Annotated in this window: 19 protein-coding genes; 7 read left to right on the top strand and 12 right to left on the bottom strand. The window is 61.6% G+C overall.

From position 1 onward, the window contains the following. Window positions 1–17 precede the first annotated feature (17 nt). From HMPREF2912_RS10905 to HMPREF2912_RS10885, 5 genes are read right to left on the bottom strand one after another with little or no spacing between them, the layout of a single operon-like run. Entirely contained in the window at window positions 18–3,230 is a 3,213-nt protein-coding gene (locus HMPREF2912_RS10905) for an ATP-dependent helicase (protein WP_070684153.1), read from the bottom strand. Continuing rightward, complete coding sequence (locus HMPREF2912_RS10900) at window positions 3,223–6,399, bottom strand: ATP-dependent helicase (RefSeq protein ID WP_246816533.1); 3,177 nt, start codon at window positions 6,397–6,399, stop codon at window positions 3,223–3,225. Before HMPREF2912_RS10900 ends, HMPREF2912_RS10905 begins: the two co-directional genes overlap by 8 nt. A gap of 3 nt (window positions 6,400–6,402) precedes the next feature. Continuing rightward, window positions 6,403–7,176 carry a hypothetical protein gene (locus HMPREF2912_RS10895; RefSeq protein ID WP_070520200.1) on the bottom strand — a complete coding sequence of 258 codons (774 nt, stop codon included), beginning with the start codon at window positions 7,174–7,176 and terminating at the stop codon, window positions 6,403–6,405. A gap of 32 nt (window positions 7,177–7,208) precedes the next feature. Continuing rightward, complete coding sequence (locus HMPREF2912_RS10890; protein WP_070684151.1) at window positions 7,209–8,150, bottom strand: DUF3152 domain-containing protein; 942 nt, start codon at window positions 8,148–8,150, stop codon at window positions 7,209–7,211. Window positions 8,151–8,182: 32 nt separating this feature from the next. Continuing rightward, complete coding sequence (locus HMPREF2912_RS10885; protein ID WP_070520196.1) at window positions 8,183–8,404, bottom strand: DUF3107 domain-containing protein; 222 nt, start codon at window positions 8,402–8,404, stop codon at window positions 8,183–8,185. Window positions 8,405–8,508: 104 nt separating this feature from the next. On the opposite strand from HMPREF2912_RS10885, the gene HMPREF2912_RS10880 reads away from it, so the two are divergent. Both HMPREF2912_RS10880 and HMPREF2912_RS10875 read left to right on the top strand, forming a co-directional pair. Then, complete coding sequence (locus HMPREF2912_RS10880; protein WP_070684149.1) at window positions 8,509–9,897, top strand: DEAD/DEAH box helicase; 1,389 nt, start codon at window positions 8,509–8,511, stop codon at window positions 9,895–9,897. Further along, entirely contained in the window at window positions 9,894–11,195 is a 1,302-nt protein-coding gene (locus HMPREF2912_RS10875; RefSeq protein ID WP_070684147.1) for an Rv3212 family protein, read from the top strand. Before HMPREF2912_RS10880 ends, HMPREF2912_RS10875 begins: the two co-directional genes overlap by 4 nt. Before the next feature lie 10 nt (window positions 11,196–11,205). Here the strand turns inward: HMPREF2912_RS10875 and HMPREF2912_RS10870 are convergent, their stop codons facing one another. Further along, the gene (locus tag HMPREF2912_RS10870; RefSeq protein WP_070597307.1) at window positions 11,206–11,664 is read right to left on the bottom strand and encodes a hypothetical protein; all 459 of its coding nucleotides are present in this window, start codon (window positions 11,662–11,664) and stop codon (window positions 11,206–11,208) included. A 577-nt stretch (window positions 11,665–12,241) separates the two neighbouring features. Between HMPREF2912_RS10870 and HMPREF2912_RS10865 the strand changes: the two genes are divergently transcribed. Both HMPREF2912_RS10865 and HMPREF2912_RS13425 read left to right on the top strand, forming a co-directional pair. Continuing rightward, a complete protein-coding gene (locus tag HMPREF2912_RS10865) occupies window positions 12,242–12,499 on the top strand; it encodes a WhiB family transcriptional regulator (protein WP_010189168.1) in 258 nt (85 codons plus the stop codon). Window positions 12,500–12,584: 85 nt separating this feature from the next. Next, a complete protein-coding gene (locus tag HMPREF2912_RS13425; protein ID WP_100227335.1) occupies window positions 12,585–12,659 on the top strand; it encodes a 50S ribosomal protein bL37 in 75 nt (24 codons plus the stop codon). A gap of 59 nt (window positions 12,660–12,718) precedes the next feature. On the opposite strand, the gene rsrA is transcribed toward HMPREF2912_RS13425, so the two are convergent. Together rsrA and HMPREF2912_RS10855 are read right to left on the bottom strand one after the other, a co-directional pair. Next, window positions 12,719–12,991, bottom strand: coding sequence for a mycothiol system anti-sigma-R factor (gene rsrA / locus HMPREF2912_RS10860; protein ID WP_070520186.1), 273 nt, complete (start codon window positions 12,989–12,991; stop codon window positions 12,719–12,721). Beyond that, window positions 12,991–13,596, bottom strand: a complete 606-nt coding sequence (locus tag HMPREF2912_RS10855) for a sigma-70 family RNA polymerase sigma factor (RefSeq protein ID WP_070684145.1) — start codon at window positions 13,594–13,596, stop codon at window positions 12,991–12,993. The genes rsrA and HMPREF2912_RS10855 overlap by 1 nt, the downstream gene beginning before the upstream one ends. 37 nt (window positions 13,597–13,633) lie before the next feature. Between HMPREF2912_RS10855 and ybaK the strand changes: the two genes are divergently transcribed. Next, window positions 13,634–14,137 (top strand): Cys-tRNA(Pro) deacylase, encoded by a 504-nt coding sequence (gene ybaK, locus HMPREF2912_RS10850; RefSeq protein WP_070520181.1) that lies wholly within the window; start codon window positions 13,634–13,636, stop codon window positions 14,135–14,137. A 188-nt stretch (window positions 14,138–14,325) separates the two neighbouring features. Here ybaK and HMPREF2912_RS12760 read toward each other — a convergent pair whose 3' ends face one another. Further along, complete coding sequence (locus HMPREF2912_RS12760) at window positions 14,326–15,060, bottom strand: hypothetical protein (protein WP_198531004.1); 735 nt, start codon at window positions 15,058–15,060, stop codon at window positions 14,326–14,328. Between the two features lie 41 nt (window positions 15,061–15,101). Then, complete coding sequence (locus tag HMPREF2912_RS10845) at window positions 15,102–15,764, bottom strand: SOS response-associated peptidase (RefSeq protein ID WP_070684143.1); 663 nt, start codon at window positions 15,762–15,764, stop codon at window positions 15,102–15,104. Here HMPREF2912_RS10845 and aroA point away from each other — a divergent pair. Together aroA and rsgA are read left to right on the top strand one after the other, a co-directional pair. Beyond that, entirely contained in the window at window positions 15,763–17,067 is a 1,305-nt protein-coding gene (aroA, locus tag HMPREF2912_RS10840; protein WP_070684141.1) for a 3-phosphoshikimate 1-carboxyvinyltransferase, read from the top strand. The genes HMPREF2912_RS10845 and aroA overlap by 2 nt on opposite strands. After that, on the top strand, window positions 17,060–18,082 hold the full coding sequence (gene rsgA / locus HMPREF2912_RS10835) for a ribosome small subunit-dependent GTPase A (protein ID WP_070522591.1): 1,023 nt from the start codon (window positions 17,060–17,062) through the stop codon (window positions 18,080–18,082). Before aroA ends, rsgA begins: the two co-directional genes overlap by 8 nt. A 69-nt stretch (window positions 18,083–18,151) precedes the next feature. Here the strand turns inward: rsgA and HMPREF2912_RS10830 are convergent, their stop codons facing one another. Next, complete coding sequence (locus HMPREF2912_RS10830; RefSeq protein WP_070530833.1) at window positions 18,152–18,757, bottom strand: hypothetical protein; 606 nt, start codon at window positions 18,755–18,757, stop codon at window positions 18,152–18,154. 53 nt (window positions 18,758–18,810) lie between these two features. Continuing rightward, window positions 18,811–19,152, bottom strand: a complete 342-nt coding sequence (locus HMPREF2912_RS10825; RefSeq protein WP_070597299.1) for a hypothetical protein — start codon at window positions 19,150–19,152, stop codon at window positions 18,811–18,813. Window positions 19,153–19,230: the final 78 nt, after the last annotated feature.

Below are 19,230 nucleotides of genomic sequence, written 5' to 3'. Positions count from 1 at the left end.
CGGATTTCCTCGTGAGACTACCTTAGACTCAACCCCGGTGGCGTGGAAACTGCGGAGCTTAAAAGCTCAGCCAACCGTGCTCCGGTGGGCAAGTCATCCGGCTCCAAGAGATAATTCTCATGCACGTAGAAGAACGCCGCGCGGACGGTCTCCACACCGTGGATGCGCCGCCATGCTTCTGCGTAGACAGCCAGCTGAATCTGCGCCGAAGCCAATGCGGCGCCCTGCGGGCGGCGGCCGGTCTTCCAGTCCACGATGAGCCAGGAGCCATCCGGCTGCTGGAACACCGCGTCCATGCGGCCGCGGACAACCGAGTCCCCAATGGTGATCTCGAAGGGTGCCTCGACATAAGCGGGAGTGCGCTGTGCCCACTCGGAGGCCAGGAAAGACTCCTTGAGGGATTCCAAGTCATGGTCCGGTTCGTCGTGCGAGCCTGGCAGCTCGTCCTCCCCCAGCAAGGCTGGGGAACCGAAACGATCCTCCAGCCAGGCGTGGAAAGCTGTGCCGCGCTTGGCATAGGAATTGGGCTTGAAGGGAATGGGGCGACGCTGGCGGCGCGCGAATTGGGTGGGATCCGCCGACATAGCCACCATGTCGGAGGCCGTCAGCTCGCCAGGCAGTTCAACATCGACCACGGGGGCTTGAAGGGCCTTGTGTTCTTCGATGAGCGCACTCGCCTCCTGCTCCCAGAGCCCAAAGACTTCGCCATCACGCAGCGACGGTAAGTCCTCCATCGCCGCGCGCACCGCGTCTGCTGCTTTCAGCGCTTCCGCTTGCGGGGTCAGCGAGGGGAAAGACGCCTCTGCAACCGCGCCTTCCGCTTCTTCTTCCGGAACCTCGGGGACCTCCCAATGGACCACCAGATCTGGGTGCTTATCCGCCAGCAACTGCAGGTAGGAATAGGGTCCCTTCTTGTTCTTACCCTTCATCCTGTTGGTGCCGGAGCCCGTCACCGTCAACGTGGACTCCGTGCGGGTCATGGCCACGTAGAAAAGACGCGCCGCTTCCTCTGCTTGGAACTCGCGGTTTTGTTCTTTGAATGCTGTGCACGCCTTGTCGAAGTCGGTGCGTGTCACCGCATCCTCGGGGACATCGATGACGTCATCATCGCCCGGGGCCTTCTCGATCTTGGTCAGGAAGGTTTCCGCCTGTGCCTTGTAGCTCGAGGAATCCGCATGTGCCACGCAGACGTGCTCCCATTCCAAGCCCTTGGCCTTGTGCACCGTCATGATCTGCACGCGGTTGCGCACGAGCGGGACCTCTCCCAGCTCGAGTCCATCTTCCTTCTCCTTCGCCAGCTCAAGGTAGTCCAAGAGGCCCGCCAGGCCATCCCCGTGGAAGCCCGCGACGAAGTCAGCGAAGGCGTCGAGGTGCGTAGTCCCACCAGCCTTACCGGAAGCGAGGACTTCGGTGCGCAGGCCGAAGAGTAGCTCAATGTCGGCGATGATGTCATTCAACGACTTCCCCAGGGAATAGGTGCGCAAGTGACGCAGCTTGGAGGAAACCTCCTCCATGCGTTCCAATCCTTCGGCGCTGTAGCGATCGCGTTCGCCGAGGTCTGCGAGGGCGTCGGCAAGCCCCAGCACCTGGTCCGGGCCCTCCGCAGTGATCTCTTCGACCTGGATAGCCAGGTGCTCCAAAGGATCACCGCCCTCCCACCGCGTGCGGCCCTCGGTGGCGCCTGCGAGGTTGCGCTGACGCGAATGCAGCGCCTGGATATCGGCGATGCCCAAGCCGCACATCGGACCGGTCAGCACACGCAGTGCCGCCGCGCTGTCCTGTGGACGCACCAAGAGCGTAGCCACCGCCACGAGGTCTTGGATCTCTGGCTGCCAGAGCAGGCCACCCAGGCCGAAGATCTCATTGGGCACGCCAGCCTCATCCAAGGCGGCGGCGATCAAAGGCGATTGCCTATTGGTGCGCACGAGCACGGCGGCGCTGAAATCCTCGCCTTCCGGCGTGGACTCATAGAGCTGACGAAGGTGCTCAGCGATGAAGGCGCGCTCCTCGTCCTCAGATGTGAAGTAACCCAGCTCAACCGTGCCGGCCGGTGCCGTGGGCTTGGGCGACAGCTCATCGACGGGGCGCTCGCCGGGGCTTGAGGAGAAGAGCTCCGAAGCCACGTCATTGGCCAGCCCCAGCACCGTCGAAGGGTTGCGCCAAGAGGTGGTGAGCTGATCCTTCGGCGCCGGGGTGCCATCAGGCTGCGGAAAGTCCGTGACAAAAGCCTCCAGGTTTTCGGCCGTCGCGCCACGCCAGCCATAGATGGACTGCATGGGGTCACCGACCGCAGTAACGGATAGTCCCTCGCGCTCGCCACCAAAGAGGGAGCGCAATAGGATGCGCTGCGCGTGAGAGGTGTCCTGGTACTCATCCAACATGATGACGCGGTAGCGCGCGCTTTGTTTCTCACCCAAAAGCGGGAAGTTTTTGGCCAGGGTGGCGGCGATGGACATCTGCTCACCGAAAGTGATCACTCCGCGCTCCGCTTGCTCTTTCTTGAGAGCTTCCACCAAGGGCAGGTACTCCAAGCGCAAGCGCTGGGTATCCAAGTACTTCTGCAAGTCTTTGCCGAACTCGCCTTTAGTCCGCTTGCTCTTTTCTAGATCCTCAGCGGTCTTTCGGAAGATATCCTCGTGCTCATAGAGATCCTGCGGATCTTTGAGCTCCCCGTCCATCGTTTCCGCGAGCTTGAGCAAGGTCGCGGTCACCGTGGCCACCGCATTATCGGTGCTCAGCGAGCCCGTGTAGTTGCTGACCACCTCATGAGCGATGGCGTAGCGTTCCGCCTCCGTGATGATGCGGGCATTCGGCTCCACCGGCATGAGCAAGCCATACTCGCGGACGAGATCGCCTGCATAGGAGTCATACGTGGACACGTTGGGGGCGATATTCTCTACCGCCTCAGCCGCCGGGCTGCCCGGGGCAAGGATTCCAGAAGATCGCAGCGTCAACAGCTGGCGGCGGATGCGCTGCTCCAGTTGCTGGGCCGCCTTGCGGGTAAAGGTGAGGCCGAGGACCTGCTCCGGCCGCACCAGACCGTTTGCCACGAGTGAGACCACGCGTGAGGCCATCGTTTCCGTCTTACCAGCGCCGGCGCCGGCCACGACGAGTTTCGGACCGAGCGGGCCATCGATAACAGCGGCCTGTTCCGGGGTGGGAGGAAAAGGCTTGCCCAGCGCGGCAGCAAGCTCCTCAGGGCTGAAGTGTTGAGCCGGATTCTTAGGCATTGGTCACCAGACCTCCTTCATTCATCACGGGGCAAATAGAGCGGATCGGGCAGCGATCACAATCGGCGTTTTCGCGCGCGGTCAGATCCGGTCCGCGCAGCTCAGCCACGAGCGCGGGCAGCATTTGTGCAAATTCCGCAAGCTCTTCTGGGGGCTTGGTGGCTTGTTCTCGGGTGGGCACGGAGGCAGCGCTCGACCGCGGGAACACCAGAACACCACCGCCGCGCGGCAGGCCATCACCGGTCCGGATGGACACGTCATGGGATTCGCTACCTGGTTCTGCTGCAGCCCCGACGAGCTGGCCGTGTGCTAGCGCCAATTGATACGTCATGAGCTGAGTATTGTCCTGAGCGCTGGTCGCCGACGGGACTTTTGTCCCCGTCTTGAGATCCACCACAACGTAGTCCTCGCCGGCTTTTGCCAGCCGGTCGATGAACCCACGGATGGTGACTTCGGGGCCAATATCCACGGTGACGGGGACCTCGACACCCACGGGCTCGAGCGAGACTGAACTCGAGAGCACCCAGCCATGGGTGCGGTCGATGAGGCGTTCAAAGTCCGCGCGTTCAGCTTCCCGGTGCCACGCTGGGCCTTCCACAAGCGAGTCGAAAGCATCGAGCACCAGCCGCTTCGCAGGCTCTGCGGCCGCGCCGCGGCCTAAAGCCTCCAAGAAGGCATGCGCCAGGTTGCCCCGCACGAGGTTGATGTTCGAGGAATCATCTTCCACCAGCTGCCCCAACACGGCGTTGAGCGGGCACGTGAGCAGGGCATCGACCCGAGACGGCGATACTGTGCTCGAACCACGCAGCGGAAGCTCGGAGGCCACGCCGCGCGCGGCCCACCAGTGATCGGGATGCGCCCCTGGGACCCCAGCCTTTGCCAAGCGTGCCAACTGCCGTACTGCTTGGGAGCGCTCCGCCTCTCCGGTTTCCGGATCGGTAGCGCAGCGGCGTAGCTGCGCCACGAAGGAAGGCACTGACAACACCGAGACATCGAGGGGATCCACTTCCTCATCGCCACGTGAACCGCTGTGCAGTGTGACCGGGCTCGGATCCGGAACCTCGAGGCCCAACTCCCGCGGCCAGGCCTGGCGCGCCAAGCGCTGGCCGGCCTCCCGGCGCGCTTGTGCCCCGGGAACATCGACTCCGCGTGCAGAAAGGAATTCGTCGATGAAGCGGGAGGGTTCCTCCACCACATCGCCCTCCGGCGAATCCACCGCCACGATGAGCAGGCGGCTCAAGTGGCGGGTGGTAGCCACGTGGAAGAGGCGGCGCTCCTCCGCTAAGCGCCCGGACACGTGGCTCACCGGTGTGCCGGGCGTAATGTCGCGGTCGATGAGATCAATGAGGTCTTCTTGTCCAAAGAGGGAGCCGGTCTCCCCCACCGAGGGCCATGTGCCCTCTTGAACGCCCGCCACAATGACGGTGTCCCACTCGCGCCCCACCGCGCCGTGCGCAGTGAGGATCTCTACAGCATCGGGCAAGGCCGCGCGGCGGTCGCGCACGCCGGTAGGCAGCTCCTGCTCCGTGATGTGCAAGATGAAGGATTCCAACGATGCCGCCGGACGGCGCTCGGCGTAATCACCGGCAGCGTCGAACAGCGCCATCATCGCATCCAGGTCGCGGTCTGCCTGGGAGCCCGCGGCACCACCGCGCAGAGCCGCTGCCTGCAGGCGCGTGTCCAAACCGGTGGCCTGCCACACCTCCCAGAGGACTTCCTCAACGGCAGCTCCCGCACGCAGGGCCGCGCGCCCAGCAGACAGCACCCCGCGAATGCGCGCCAGAATCGCTTCTTCGCGCTCCGTGAGGAGGTTGTTGAAGTCCGGCAACTCACCGTCCAGCAGCTCACGCAGCGATTCCATTCCGCGCTGTTCCGGCTTCCAACGGCGCAGGCCGCGGATGAGTCGGCGCAATGTTACCGGGTCAGCTCCACCGACAGGCCCAGTAATCAGGTCCTCGAGCTCTGCAGGATCGAGTTCATTCTCCAAGGCGCGCAACGCCAGGAGCACTGCTTTGACCAAGCGCTGCTCAGCAAGCACGACGTCCGTGGGATTGATATGTACCGGCACGCCAGCGCTAAGCAGTGTGCGACGGGCGGGACCAATATCCCCGGTGGAGCGCACTATCACCGCGATATCGCGCCATTGCACCCCGTCTTCGAGGTGGCGGCGGCGAACCGTATTAGCCAATACATCACGCAAAGTACCGCGGGAATCCACAACGCTGACGCACGCCGGGGAAGGCGTGCGGTGCGTAGAGCTCAGACGCAGCTCGTTCTCTGCCTCCCAAGTGGTGAGGAATTCCGAGTTGGCACCGCGGAAGGCAAAGACCGCTTGGTCGGGGTCACCACCAATCACTGTGAGGCGAGCGGTCTTCGCCAGCTCAGCAATCAATTGCCCTGAGGTCGGGTCCAGCAACTGGGCATCATCGACCACGATGGTGTGCCATGGATGCTCACGCAGCAGCTCCGGGCGCAAAAGAACCTGGCTAACCAGCTCTGCAGCGGAATAGGAATGCGAACCCGCCAGCGCCTGGGTGCGCTCATATTCGCGCAGGAACTCGCCCGCGGCCGCCCACATGGGCCGGGAGTAGCGCTGTCCCAACTCCTCCAAATCTGAAGGCCCCAGGCCGCGTTCGATGGAGCGCAGCAACAGGTCACGCAGTTGGCGCGCAAACCCCACGTACTCAAGGGATGGGCGCATCTCCTCCGGCCACGCGCCCCTGCCATCGGCAGCATGCCCCTGGAGCAATTCACGGATCACCGCATCCTGCTCAGCACCGGTAATGAGGCGCAGCTCTTCCTCGCTGCCTTGGCGCAGGAGGGCGAAAGCCAGAGAGTGTACCGAGCGCACCATCGAGGTCTGCGCGGCGTAGTCATCGAGGTTCTCAGCTAACTCGCGGCGCAGCAACGAGCCGGATTCCTTGGACGGGGCAACGACAAGGATGCCGGAGGCATCGGCGCCGGCGTTCAGTTGTGCCAAGACAACGTCGATAAGCAGGCTCGATACTCCCGACCCCGCCGCTCCCAGGACTCGCCACGTGCCCTGTTGTGGCAATGGCACGTCCCACGTGCGCGAGGCGGCACGACGTCTTCGGGGAATAAGGCGGACATCCGGCGAGGGGGGAAGCGTGACGCCGGTACGTGTGGGGGATTCGCTGCTGTACTTCACGCCCTACAGTCTGTCAGATGTTGCGGACACGAGGGCCGCTTCTACCCTTTCGATGTTCGAACGCACGGTCGCCTTTGACCGCGGGTGCAGGATATTGACGTAACGGCGGTACGCCACAGCACGCAAGAGCAACTGCTGTATACCGGGCACTGACGCAAAGCGAGCACAAATCTCATCGTCCACCGCCCCTGCAATGAGGCCATCCACCATGACCACCGCGGCGGACCAGCCCACCGGGCGCGGGGCCGCGGAAGGCACAATATCAGTCAGCGCCGGCGGGTTAGCCCCGGAGAACACCGTGGTCCCCAGGACATCCACGTGCGCGGTGACCAGCGGAAGCCCTGCAAGCTCAGTATCGGAATAGGCCTCACCGCTCTCCTCCCAGGCAGCCCTCTCCGCCCGCGCAAAAACATCTTCGCGCCTATCCAGCGTGGGCAATGGCGCCAGCGCTAGGGCCTCATCGAGCCGCAGCGCCAACTGGGCAGTCTCATCAATGCGCCCGCGCAACTGCCCCTCCACGAACTGCGTGGCCTTCCACCCGGCAGCCGTGTAGCGCCCATCCGCCGTCAGCACCGGGCGGGCAATGCGCGCTCCCGGCAGACTGAGCTTCTCGCGCACCTTGGCGGACCAGCTGGTCCACGCGCGAGCTTCGGCAAAGACAATATCCCCGACGCGAATCCCGTTATCCCAGGCAGGCCCCACGAGCTCTCCCTGCGTTCTGCGGGGATGGAACTCAGCGTTAAAGGCTGCAAGAACGGGCTCAGGAGGCAATGGCATTGGGGAAACAGTCCTTTTAGCTTCGGGCCGATTTACTCGGGTTTGGTGTGATCGGAACTTGCGGGAGTCGGATAGGGCCAGGGGTTCGGCTCACAGGTGACATCCTCATCCGGATAGATCTCGTTTGGCTCTTTCTCAAAGAGCTGCGCGTTGTTCAAGCTCAGCGTCTGCTGCATCATGACCGGTGCGAGTTTACCGGCGCCGCCGCAGGGCTGGTGCGCGGCGAATCCGATGGCGTGGCCAAACTCGTGGTTGATCAAGTACTGGCGGTAATTGCCCACATCCCCCTCAAATGGTGCAGCGCCCCGGACCCAGCGAGACTCGTTGAGGTTCACCGTGGACTCCCCGGTAATAGTGGTGTGGCACGAGGTTTCTGATTCCAACTGCGCGCCGCACAACTTCGCCGTAGTCCCCAGCGAGGTGAGGCGGATGTGCGTATCGGGATTGTCATCAGCCTTGACGTGGATGAACTCAAAGTCGCCGTTGGCGGTCCACCCGCGGGGATCGGCCAGGGTGGCGTCGACCAGCGCTACGACGGCCCTATCGCCGCCATAGGCGGAGGTGTCCACACCATTTTCGATTTCGACTGAGAACCGGATGGTCTGTTTTCCGCCCTTGCCCGCGTGCATAGTAGAAGGGCCGGCATCGCGGTAGGTTTCATCACCTTGCTCCGTGAAGGCACCGCCGGCGGGCAAGCCATCCTTGGCCGCGGCAACTGCACTGGCATTGGCGGGATCAGGCCCCTTGGGGGAGGGTGCGTCAGCAGCCGCAGTGCTTGCCGACGTCTCCCCTGCCGCCGACACCTCCGCATCCTGGGCTGGGGAACGAAAAACATCAACCAGCACCCACACCGTGATGACGACCATGACGGGGATCGCCACCACTCGCCACCAGCCGTACTCGCGAGCGAAACGCTCCACCGCCGAGACGAACTGTGGGCGCTGCTTAAGTTCCGCGGGATTATCCATGGCCATTTAGGCTACCCGCTGAGGCAGCGAGCGCGTACTTAGCCTGCGAATCCAACGGTGTGGGCGCGCACGGTGCCGATTTCCACGTAGACCACACGCTCGGTCCGCACGATATAGGTGCGGCCCTTGGTGTCCTTCAATTCGAGAGTGGAGTTCTCCCCCAAGGCGTTGTTGATGGTCTGGGTCAGCTCTTCTCGCTCACCATCCGCGTGAATGACCAGTTCGCGGGCGGTATCGGCGAAGCCAAATTTGATGTCCATGTGGTGTCTACTCCCTTAAATCGTGTTCTTTAGTCCGTGCCATGAGGCCTGCGCCCCCGGCGCTCTAATGGCCCCACTATAGCCACGTCCTCTACTATCAAGGTGTGCTTGCCCCGAAATCATCCCGCGATTCCCGCGAATCCCCTACCTTTGCCGAGCTCGGCGTCGCCGTAGAGATCTGTGATGCCCTCGCTGAGAACGGGATTACGCACACCTTCGCCATCCAAGAGCTCACCCTGCCCATCGCCCTGAATGGCCACGACCTCATTGGCCAAGCGCGCACCGGCATGGGCAAGACCTATGGTTTCGGCGTGCCGTTGCTGGATCGCGTTTTCGATGACGCCGACATCCCGGAGCTCGACGGCACTCCCCGTGCACTGGTCATCGCGCCGACCCGTGAGCTGGCCATCCAGGTCAGCGGGGACCTCAAGGTTGCTGCCGCTAATCTTCCGCTCAGCGTCGTCACCCTGTGCGGCGGACGTCCCTATGAAGAGCAGATCACACAGATCAAGAGGGGCGCGGACGTCGTCGTGGGCACTCCGGGCCGCCTGCTCGATCTCTGCCAGAAGAAGCACCTGTCCTTCGACCAGGTCAGCGTTCTGGTTCTGGATGAGGCCGATGAGATGCTGGACTTGGGCTTCCTGCCGGATATTGAGAAGATTCTCTCCCTCCTGCACGGCAACCCGCACCAGACCATGCTCTTTTCCGCCACCATGCCCGGGCCCATCGTGACGTTGGCCCGCACCTTCCTCACCAAGCCGGTCCACATTCGCGCCGAGTCCGGCGACGCCCAACAGACCCATTCCTCCACGCGCAAGGTCACCTTCCAGGCACACCGCATGGACAAAATCGCGGTCTTGGGAAAGATCCTGCAGGCAGAAGGCCGCGGGCGCACCATCATTTTCACGCGCACCAAGCGCTCGGCAGCCGCCGTCGCAGACGAGCTAGCGCAGCGCGGCTTTAGCGTGGGCGCGGTCCACGGCGATTTGGATCAAAAGGCTCGCGAGCGCTCGCTCTCCGCCTTCCGCGAAGGCACCGTGGAAATACTCGTGGCCACGGATGTCGCCGCTCGCGGCATCGACGTCGATGATGTCACCCATGTCATCAACTATCAGGTGCCGGATGACCCCATGACCTTTGTCCACCGCATTGGCCGCACCGGCCGCGCTGGCCACACCGGCACGGCGGTAACGCTCGTCGGCTTCGATGAGCTGAGCAAATGGCAGATTATCAACGATGAGCTTTCTCTGGACCAGCCCGAGCCGCCACAGTGGTTCAGCACCTCTCCTGAGCTTGCGCAAGCGCTCGATATTCCCGAGGGTGTTTCTGACACCGTTGGTCCGCCCACCAAGGTGCTGGGCGCAGCGAAGCGTTCGGGCTCGCGCGGGGAATCGCCGCGTGGAGGCTCCTCGCGTTCCTCGGCGGCTTCCGCCCGCGCCTCTCGCCGCACCCGTTCCCGCAAACGCAATCCCCGTCAAGGAGGGCACCGATGAGCACCGAGCACACCCAGGAATCCCAGCTGGATAAGGCCCGGGCAAAGGTCGACTCGTCGAAGAAGGCTCCCATCCTGCGCTCCACGAAGGCGGACTGGATTGCCGTGGGCGCGATCAGTGCGGTCTGCGCCATCGCCATCGGCGGCGCGGTCATCACCGCACCCATTCATAAGGCGGAGCTCACCCCGGCGGTGGACGCCGCGTCCGGCGATGAACCGGCGCTTCTCGATGCCATCCCGAGCTCCCTCACCGAAGCCTTCAGCCTTCCCAACACTCTCGTGCCGGGACAGGCTCGCGCGGTATCCTCCAGCGGCCTGTTAATCACCCATGACGGCGATATGCTCAGCGCTTCGAACGCCTCCGGCGACGAAGTGTGGACCTATCAACGCCGCGATGCCGACCTGTGTTCGCTCACCACAGCGTGGAACAAAATTGTGGCTTCCTATGACGCAGGCAATGGTTGCGGCGATGTAGTGGCGATCGATGCCGCCACCGGCCAATACTCCGATACCCGCAGCGCCCGCAATTCCGAGGAGGTGGTCCCCATCATGTCGAATGACCGCGTGGGCACCGTTTCCGCAGAGCGCGTAGAGCTCTGGCGCTCGGATCTTGTGCGCTCGGTTGAGTACGGTGATGTCGACGCCAAACAGGAGCCAAACCTCCAGCCCCACGAGGACTGCGCCATCACCTCAGCGCTGACCCGCACCGAAACACTGGGTATCACCGAAACCTGCCCAGATTCCCCAGACTCCACGTGGCTGCGCATCCAAAATGCCACTCCTGAGGATTCCCGTTCTCCGGAAATTACAAAGGACATCGAAATTGAGGATCCTGGTGCGCGCCTCATCGCCTACGGCCAAGAGGCAGCCGCGGTCTTCCTCCCCGGCGATTCACCGCGCATCGTCTCTTATAGCTTTGAAGGTGAAACACTGTCTTCCACGGACGTTGAGCCTTCGAAGTCCATCACCAACGCCGCGTCCCCCTTTGCGCCCGCGATTGCGGATCTGCCGCACCACATGTCGTGGTTCGACGGCGAGCGTCTTTATCTCTTTACCCCTACAGAGCTCAAGGTGGATCACATTCTCGAGCAAGCGGTGGGAACCGGCGTCGCGGTCGACGAACGCCTACTCGTCCCCACTGAGGAGGGGATCGACGTGGTGAACTGGTCTACCGGGAAAACCGAGAAGACCATCCCCGTTGACCGTGACGGCTATTCCGGCCCGATTTCGCTAACGCTAGCGGGCACGGTCATCGTTGAGCAGCGCGGCGACACCGCTGTGGCGCTCACCGCCGCCTAGACATGCCCTACTAAAAGTGGCTTTCAGCCCACTGCGCCGTCTCGGGCCGCGCCATAAGCAGGTATAGGACGAGCCCGGCGCTTGCCAAGGTCACGATGCCTAGCAGCGCTGAGCCGCCGTTAAACATCTGAAAAGCCATGGCGCCCAGGATGAATTCCACCAGCACGATGGCTCCGCGGCCCCAGCGTTTGCCTTTGACGAAGGCCCACGAGCCGACGATGACAAAGCCGAACACGATAAAGATGAAGATGGCAGTGCCCAGGCCCACGAAGCTCGATGCGCCGGAATCGGACACCATGGAGCCGTTCTCAGCTCCAGCAACCTCACGGACGATGAGGAAGATGCCGAAAATGATAACCGCGATGGATTGGACCACGGCGATGCCGGCAGCCGCCATCACCGTACGCGGTGCACGGTTTCCGGCAGCTCGGTCAGGTGTCGTTGAGGGCTGGTTCTTCTTCTTATTCACGGGCGTTTAGTCTACTTCCCTGCCCCATGGTTTAGGCAGTCTCCACGCCAAAGCTTCACCCTCTGCCAATTCGGCCGCCGCGGTACTCGCACGTCCTGTACTCAGCTTCGGCTTTCCTCCTGCTGTGTTTTCGGGGGCAGCGAGGAGGATCTGGATTTGACGCGATCCAGGTCACCACACTCACCCCAATCTCCCCGTCGCCGCAGGTAGAGACGCTACTGACAGGTTTCTTACAGCCGCCCACCCATTAGAAAAGTGCAAATTGGAAGAATTTATTTAGTGACGTTGGACACTTTTCTCCCTTTACCCCTAGCGGACTTTGAGTAAACGTGTCATTATTCTCAGGTAGCAAAAACAACGAGCTGTTAAATCAGTTCTTAACCCGGAGAATCCTTCGAGTTAACAGAAAGTGAACCACGGCGGCGTCGACGCTGGCCCTAACTCGAGACAGGGCCCCACTGACCGCAGACCAGTCCACTTACACCCAGTAGCACTCAGTTCAGTTCACCACCGTGGACTGCCCTTGGTGCGCCTACTTCGCCCACTGCTGTCAAAAATTTGTTAGGAGATTTCAATCATGGATTGGCGCCACGAAGCCGTTTGCCGCGACGAGGACCCGGAGCTCTTCTTCCCTGTCGGTAACTCCGGCCCCGCACTCACCCAGATCGCTAAGGCCAAGCTGGTCTGCAACCGCTGCCCAGTTGCCTCTTCCTGCCTCAAGTGGGCCCTCGAGTCCGGCCAGGATGCCGGCGTGTGGGGCGGCCTTTCTGAGGAGGAGCGCCGCGCTATCAAGCGCCGCAACCGCAGCCGCGGCCGTGCCCGCGTATCTGCCTAAACAGACACACCCCCGATTAACACCCAGGCATACCCTGCCGCTACAGTTGAATAAGTTCATTTACCCTTAACAGAAGGAGTACGCGATGAGCAAGCGTGGCCGTAAGCGCAAGGATCGCCGCAAGAAGTCCGCTAACCGCGGCAAGCGTCCTAACGCATAACGTCAGCATTCAGGGCTCGTTCCTCACCCCACCACCGTGGGCGGGAACGAGTCCTTTGCTTATCCCCAGGTAATTTCAGTCCTCGTAATCTGCACGCTAATGCGCTGGCGCAGCGACTGCGGCGCGGCCTGTCCCCCACAGCACTTGCGTACGAGTGCCCGAACTACTTCCTCGCTCTCAAGGCGTTGCTGGCAGGCATCGCACTGCGCAAGATGCTCGCGGATTGCCATAGCTCGCGCGTAGCTCGTCGATTCATCGAACAGCTCCCTAAAGAGCGCTTCAACCTCCGGAGAGTTACACGCACCGCAATTGCGTCCTGTTGCGCGTTCCATTACTTCTCCTCCATCTCTGGGTGGTTGCGACCAATGCCTTTTTCTCGTGCTACGTCCTTCAACGCCTCGCGAAGCAGTTTTCTTCCGCGGTGGAGGCGGCTCATCACCGTTCCCAACGGTGTACCCATCACATCCGCGATTTCCTTATAGGCCAGGCCCACTACATCCGCGTAGTACACCACCATGCGGTAGTCCTCCGGTAGGTCATTCATGGCCTCGGAAATCTCCGAATCCGGCATCTGCTTGAGGGCCTCGACCTCCGCCGATTCCAAGCCCGTGGAGTCATGCCCGGCCGTGGTATACAGCTGAAAGTCGCTCAGCTCATCCGCTGAGGATTCCAGCGGACGGCGCTTGGCCTTCCGGTAGGAGTTGATGTAGGTATTCGTCATGATGCGATACAGCCAGGCCTTGAGATTCGTCCCCTGTTTGAAGGAATCAAAGTTGCTATAGGCCTTGAGGTAGGTCTCCTGGATGAGATCCTCTGCATCCTGGGGGTTGCGCGTTAGGCGCATCGCTCCGCCGTACAGTTGGTCCAGCAAGGGCAAGGCTTGCTCCTCAAACAATCGCTGTTTCTGAAGCGTCTCGCTCGTCGTTTCGGTGGCCATGCTCACCATCCTAGCGCTCCGGACTAGGGTGGATTCTATGGCCAAGAAGACCCCGCACGCCGCTACCCCCGCTCTCAAAATCCTCGAAGAGGCAGGAATCGACCACAGTGTCTCCACCTTCGACGGTGGCCGCGAGCACTTCGGCGACGCGGCCGCGGCGGCGCTCGACGTCGAGCCTGAGCGCATCTTCAAAACCCTCGTCATCGACCTGAGCGCCGGCAAAGGCCCCAAGCGCCAGCTCGCCGTGTGCGTCCTTCCGGTTACCTACCAGCTCAGCCTCAAGAAGGCCGCCGCTGCCTTCGGCGCTTCTAAGGCCACGATGGCCGCGCCTGCCGACGCCTCCAAATCCTCCGGCTACATCCCCGGCGGCATCTCCCCGCTGGGACACAAGCACATCCTCCCGACAGTGGTTGATGAAACGGCACTGCTTTTCGACACCATCTTTTTCTCCGGCGGCAAACGGGGACTCGACATCGAGATGAACCCGGAGGATCTCCCTCGTGTACTCGACCTTTCCTTCGCTGACGTGCTCGCCGCCTAAACCTCACGCGCTAGAACTGTGATGTCTAGTGGCTTTTTGGACGTTTACGGCGGTGGAATAGCCGTACTAGTCAAAAATCTTGACATCACGGGGACGTGCCACCTATAGTCAGAGTCAGAAAGCAAGGACATGGTCCCTTGCTATGACTAAAAAGGGTCTTCTGGACGTATGCGCCAGATGGCTCTTTTTTATTGACCAGGACGCTTATTAAATACCTTTGATACCTGGCTTCGGGACGACACCCACGTTGCAATTTGATGATCCATCGAATCAATCAATTCAAACGCTCTCCGCGATTCGACAATCACGTTCACATTCAGAAGACTGTCCATGTGAGCGACTTTATTACGCAAATCGTTACAGTGCGATACGTTCCAATACGTAATCGATCCGTCGGGGTCGGTCACGTTAGGGAACGCAGACTTAATAGCCTGATTCCATAAAACTTGTCGTCCTACATTCTCGGGTGCAGCATGATTAGCATTAGGGTGATGATTCGGTAGTAGCGTACGCCAAAGACCGAAAGTCGTATGGGAAAGCACATCATCATGAGTGATAGCACAACCGTGACGAGGATGAGATGAAGGACGGCAATCTACCGCTGCTTGTGCACGCTTAATCGCCCTTTCCCTCTGGGAGCCGACAATCGAACGCAAGGGGCGAGGAGGCGGATCAAGTAGCCAGCTTTGAGGACCATTATTACGGGCGTTCCAAGCAAGCAATTCCTTGTCAATTGCGTTTCTCAGAAAGATTTCTGTTAACGCCAAAACATCTTTAACAGCAGACGATAACTCTGCATGCCATCCATATAACGCCAGCGCGCGCTTACAGTTCCCGCCACACTCATCCAAAAACGGTTGCATGCGAGCATCCGACAATCGGTCGACAATATGCCTTCTGTCCATACCAGTATCCAACCACATGTCTGGCAGATTCCACCGGCGTTAGCCGGTCGCCGGGCGAGTTAGAACAAGGTGGTCGACGGTGGTTCGTCGATAAGCTCTGCGTAGTCGTTGCACACATTGCCCACCGCCGGGTCCGCGGGGCGTGCCTGAAAGCCCCGCACGGTGCTCGGCTCCAGAAGCGCCTCCCCCGCCAGCCAGGGCGCGATTTCCTCCGTGGTCAAAAACTTGGGCAGCCGGTGGTGCAGCCATGCCATCTCCTCCGTGGCAACCGTGGTCACCATCGTGGCCGACAGCCTATCCATGCCCGTGGCCCATAGCCCTGCTGCCCACAGCAGGCCATCAGGGCCGGTGACGTAATAAGGCTGCTTCTTGGATTTCTTGTCCTCCCCAGCCTTCCACTCGTAATAGCCGTCCAGCGGGATGACGCAGCGCTGTGCCTTGAAGGCATCGCGGAAGGAGGGTTTCTTCGCCACGGTCTCCGCGCGTGCATTGAATAGCGGCGGGCCGTCCAGATCTTTCTTCCAGTGCGGAATAAGCCCCCAACGCGCAGGTTCCACGCGAGCGGTATGCTCCTCAACTCGGACGATGGCGATGGTCTGGGTTGGGGCGATGTTATACCGCGCCGGTGGCAGACCTTCCGGTGCGTGGACCTCCGTGATGGACTCCCACGCGCCTACTTGTTCCAGTAGGGACTCGGTGAACAGAACAAATCTTCCGCACATGCCCTTTATTATGGACTACATGTCTGAATTCTGGAGCGCACCCCAACCGTCTGGGCCATTGTCCTGGGCGCAAAACCTCCCCGGGTCAAAATCGATGACCAACCGCGCCCTCATCCTTGCTGCGCTGGCTGACTCCCCGTCTATCGTCTATCACCCGCTGGTCTCCCGCGATACCAACCTGATGAAGGAGGCCTTGCAGGCCATGGGCGTGGGTATCTCCGAACAAGGCTCGCATCTTCATGTGACTCCCGGAAAGCTGCATGGAGCGAAGGTAGATTGCGGCCTAGCCGGCACAATTATGCGCTTTTTACCACCGGTGGCAGCGCTAGCGGATGGCCCCGTTGTCATCGACGGTGACCCTTATGCCCGCAATCGCCCCATGTCCACGATGACCGCGGCTCTGCGTGAGCTGGGCGTGGACATTGTGGGCGACAGCCTGCCGCTGACCATCACCCCCCACGGCGTTCCGGAGGGCGGCGAGGTCACCATCGATGCGTCCGCCTCCTCCCAGTTCGTCTCCGGTCTGCTCCTAGCCGGCGCACACTACCGCAATGGACTGATCGTGCGCCACGAAGGCGGCACAGTGCCCTCCCAGCCACACATCCTGATGACCGTCGGTATGCTGCGCGAAGCCGGTGTCCACGTCGAGGTGGGCGAGGACACCTGGGACGTGCGCCATGGTGAGATTGAAGGCCGCGAGTGGCGCATTGAACCGGATCTTTCCAACGCCACTCCGTTCCTTGCCGCTGCCGCCGTCTCTGGCGGCAGCGTGAGCATTCCGAACTGGCCGGAGGAAACCCACCAGCCGGGTGATGCCTTCCGAGGCATCCTGGAGCAGATGGGCGCGAAGGTCGAGTATGTCCCCCAGGCTCCCGGCGAAGAGTCTTACCTAAAGGTGACCGGCCCGCAGGAAGGCTTGCGCAGCCTGCGCGGCATCGATCTCGACATGGGCGATATCGGTGAGCTCACCCCCACTGTGGCTGCGCTCTGCGCGCTAGCTTCCACCCCGTCGACGCTGACTGGCATCGCACACCTGCGTGGCCACGAGACGGACCGCCTGGCGGCTCTCGCTGCGGAGATCAACGCCCTTGGTGGCAACGTCACCGAACTTGACGACGGCCTCCGCATCACCCCTGCCCCACTCCACGGCGGGGTATGGCATTCCTATGCGGATCACCGCATGGCGACAGCCGGAGCCATTATCGGGTTGGCCGTTGACGGCGTCCAGGTCGAGGATATTGACACCACGTCCAAGACTCTGCCTGGCTTTGCTGATATGTGGGAGGCCATGATCCGTGGCTAGGCGCGCAAGTAGCTACGACGAATCCGACGTCCGCATCCGGCCCGGAAAGGGGTCGCGACCGCGCACGAAGGACCGCCCGAAGCACAAGGATGCCAAGTTTGGCATGGTCATCACCAAAGACCGCGGGCGCTGGGGTGTCGCGCTTGATAACGACGGCCCCGTGGTTACCGCTATGCGCGCCCGCGAAATGGGCCGCACTCCGGTCGAGGTTGGTGATCGGGTCGGCGTCGTAGGCGATACCTCGGGTAAGAAAGACACCCTCGCACGCATCGTGAAGCTCGAGGAGCGCCGCTCCGTCCTCCGGCGCACCGCAGATGACACCGACCCTTATGAGCGCATCGTGGTAGCAAACGCCGACCGCCTACTCATCGTGAGCGCCGTGGCCGATCCGCCGCCGCGCTCCGGGTTCGTGGAGCGTGCTTTGATCGCTGCCTTTGCCGGAAATATCCAGCCGGTGCTGTGTCTGACGAAGACAGACCTCACTGATCCCACCCCGTTTGCACAGGAGTTTGCGGATCTGGATGTCACCGTGGTGGAGGCTGGCGTCGACGACGGGCTAGAGCAAGTCTGTGCGGCAATCGACGGCCACGTCACCGCCCTCATCGGCCACTCGGGCGTGGGAAAGTCCACCCTGGTGAACCGGCTTGTTCCGGATGCCAACCGGGAGACCGGCGAGGTTTCCGCCGTGGGCAAGGGCCGGCACACGTCGACGCAGTCGGTAGCGTTGCGTTTGCCCGCTGAAGGAAGCACACCACACGGCGGCTGGATCATTGACACCCCCGGCATCCGCTCCTTCGGCTTAGCCCACATTGACGCGGAAAACGTTATTGAGGTCTTCGACGATCTTGCCGAAGCCATCGAGGACTGCCCGCGTGGCTGCACGCATGCCGGGCCACCCGCGGACCCCGAATGCGGGCTCGACCTACGCATCGAAGAGGGCACGGCTTCTGCGCGCCGTCGCGATGCAGTGCGCACCCTGCTGGCGTCCCTGCGCACCAATGTTGACTGGGCTTAAGGCCTATAGGGCCTTAAGCCCGAAGCTTCCTATAGGAAGGGGCTTGCGCGTTCTTAAGGCACCGAGGCTTTAGATCGGGAGCATTGCCGTCAGCTGCGGCGGCAGGACGGTCTTCAGGTAGGGGCCTGCCGCGCGAAGAGCCATGAGGATCACGGCCAAGCCACCGGAAACCCCGAGGATGACAGCGCCGCCCGTGTCAATGTTGGAGGAGGTGTTGCCACCGCCTTCTTGTTCCTTATTGAGCTCTTCTTTCTTCGCACAGGCGTTGAGAGCTTTAACGTAGTCGGGTGCAATCTTGCGGAAGGTCTCCGCCACCGCAATGTTGTTCTTGGCGCGCTTGGCGGATTCCTCACCACCGAGTTCAGCATCTACCTCATAGCCAGCTAGGGCACGGTAGAGCTCTTCCGACTGATTCTCCACGTCACGTGCACGCTTTTCGGCGTCCTTGGGAAGAATCTTAAGGCCATCCTTCAGCAGGCTGCTATCGACATCGTTGTCCTTCGACTCCGCATTCTTAAGATCGCTCGCCTCCTCCTCGCTCAAGGTAATGGTGCACTTTTCATCCTTGATGGAAGTGGTCACGGCTCCGGCCGTGGGGGCAACGACACCGCTGGCTAGGACAGCAACAGACACGGTAGAGACGGCAACTACCCGGCGAAGACGAGAGGAAGACATGCTGAGGGGACCTTTCGATCAGGCTGACTATTACCCCTGCAGGCTATCAGCATTTAGCCCAGCTTGGGCAGGTAATCACCGAACTCCTTGTACGCGGCCAGACCGATGCTCACGATGCCGAAAAGGATGGCGATAATAACGCCTGCCGGCCCCTGCGAGGAACCCTCAAGAATTCGCAGCCACGGAGTCTTAGGCATCACGGCCATGTCGGGGTCCGGATTGCTGGGGTCCGGTTTGTTGTTAGCAGTTCCTTGAAGAGAGCTCCCCTGCGCGGTCTGGTTAGTCTGCACTGTCGGCGCTACTGCTTCCTCAGCTCCGGCAGCTGGCGCTGAGACGAGAGATGCGGTGCTCAGGGCCGCAGCGGTGACAAGGCTAGCAAAGCGAGTTGCCTTCATGGTGGTGCTCCTTTTCTGGCGACGACAATAAAGGCTCAGATTAGCACCATGCATGAGCCCACGGCGATGAAAGCCCAG

The sequence above is a fragment of the Corynebacterium sp. HMSC056E09 genome (genome assembly GCF_001813425.1).
Lineage (GTDB): Bacteria > Actinomycetota > Actinomycetes > Mycobacteriales > Mycobacteriaceae > Corynebacterium > Corynebacterium hesseae.
This window is presented reverse-complemented; position numbering and strand designations above follow the sequence as displayed.